Origin of the sequence: Mesorhizobium sp. M7A.T.Ca.US.000.02.2.1 (genome assembly GCF_003996995.1) — a bacterium.
Classification (GTDB): domain Bacteria; phylum Pseudomonadota; class Alphaproteobacteria; order Rhizobiales; family Rhizobiaceae; genus Mesorhizobium.
This window is the reverse complement of record NZ_RZTT01000770.1, coordinates 1-1,240: the sequence shown is the minus strand read 5'-3', so window position 1 is coordinate 1,240 and position 1,240 is coordinate 1. Positions and strand designations below refer to the sequence as shown.

Genomic DNA, 1,240 nt, shown 5'->3' with positions numbered 1-1,240 from the left:
ATATTGTCTCGGCCTATGTAGGCAACAACCCTCTTCCGGCTGCCGGCCTGCCTGAGTTGATTGCCAGCGTCAGTGCTTCGGTTCGCAAGCTCGCTGGTGCAGTTGTCGCGGAAACTCCAAACCTGGTTCCGGCAGTCAATCCGAAGAAGTCGGTGTTTCCCGACTACATCATTTGCCTTGAGGACGGAAAGAAGTTCAAGTCGCTCAAGCGGCATCTGCGGACCGACTACGGCTTGAGCCCGGACGATTATCGGGCCAAATGGGGCTTGCCGCCGGACTATCCGATGGTTGCGCCAAACTACTCGGCGACGCGATCGGCGCTGGCAAAGTCGACGGGACTTGGCCGCAAGCCGGCAGCAGCGCCGGCCGCTGTCGCCAAGGCAACGAAGCGCAAGGCGACTGCCTGAGAGCAGGCAAGCCACTGTTCGGCTGCTTTGACGACGCCCTCGCTGGCGTCGTTTCGAGGCCTTGTGCGGCCAACTGGCCGGCAAGGCCTTGCGAAGCGTTGATGTCCGGTGCAAAAGCGCGGCCATGCTGATCATCAACGACCTATCGCTCCGCATGGCCGGACGCCTGCTTCTCGACCATGCCTCGCTGACCTTGCCGGCCGGCACCAAGGCCGGCCTTGTCGGCCGCAACGGTACCGGCAAGACGACGCTGTTCAAGGCCATCACCGGCGATTTCCCGTCCGAGACAGGCTCGATCAGCCTGCCGAAGAGCACCCGCATCGGCCAGGTGGCGCAGGAAGCGCCGGGCACCGAGGACGCGCTGATCGAGATCGTGCTCAAGGCCGATCTCGAACGCACGGCGCTGCTCGAGGAAGAAAAGACGGCGACCGATCCGCACCGCATCGCCGACATCCATATGCGGCTGGCCGATATCGACGCGCACTCAGCCGAATCCCGCGCCGCCACCATTCTCGCCGGCCTCGGCTTCGATGATGCTGCGCAACGGCGTCCGGCCTCGTCCTTCTCCGGCGGCTGGCGCATGCGCGTGGCGCTTGCTGCGGTGCTGTTTGCCGAGCCCGACCTGCTGCTGCTCGACGAGCCGACCAACTATCTCGATCTCGAAGGCACGCTGTGGCTGGAAAACTACGTGTCGAAATATCCGCACACCGTGCTTTTGATCTCGCACGACCGCGACCTGCTCAACCGCGCCGTCAATTCGATCGTCCACCTCGACCAGAAGAAGCTGACCTTCTGGCGCGGCGGCTACGACCAGTTCGAACGTCAATATACAG

The 1,240-nt window shown here is 63.1% G+C and carries 2 protein-coding genes; both read left to right on the top strand.

The genetic code is table 11. The annotated features are described in order from the left end of the window. Positions 1–2: 2 nt before the first annotated feature. Complete coding sequence (locus tag EOD15_RS34470) at positions 3–407, top strand: MucR family transcriptional regulator (RefSeq protein ID WP_245463858.1); 405 nt, start codon at positions 3–5, stop codon at positions 405–407. A 124-nt stretch (positions 408–531) separates the two neighbouring features. Then, positions 532–1,240: ATP-binding cassette domain-containing protein (locus tag EOD15_RS34465; RefSeq protein ID WP_148129823.1), on the top strand; the 709-nt coding region annotated here is incomplete at its 3' end.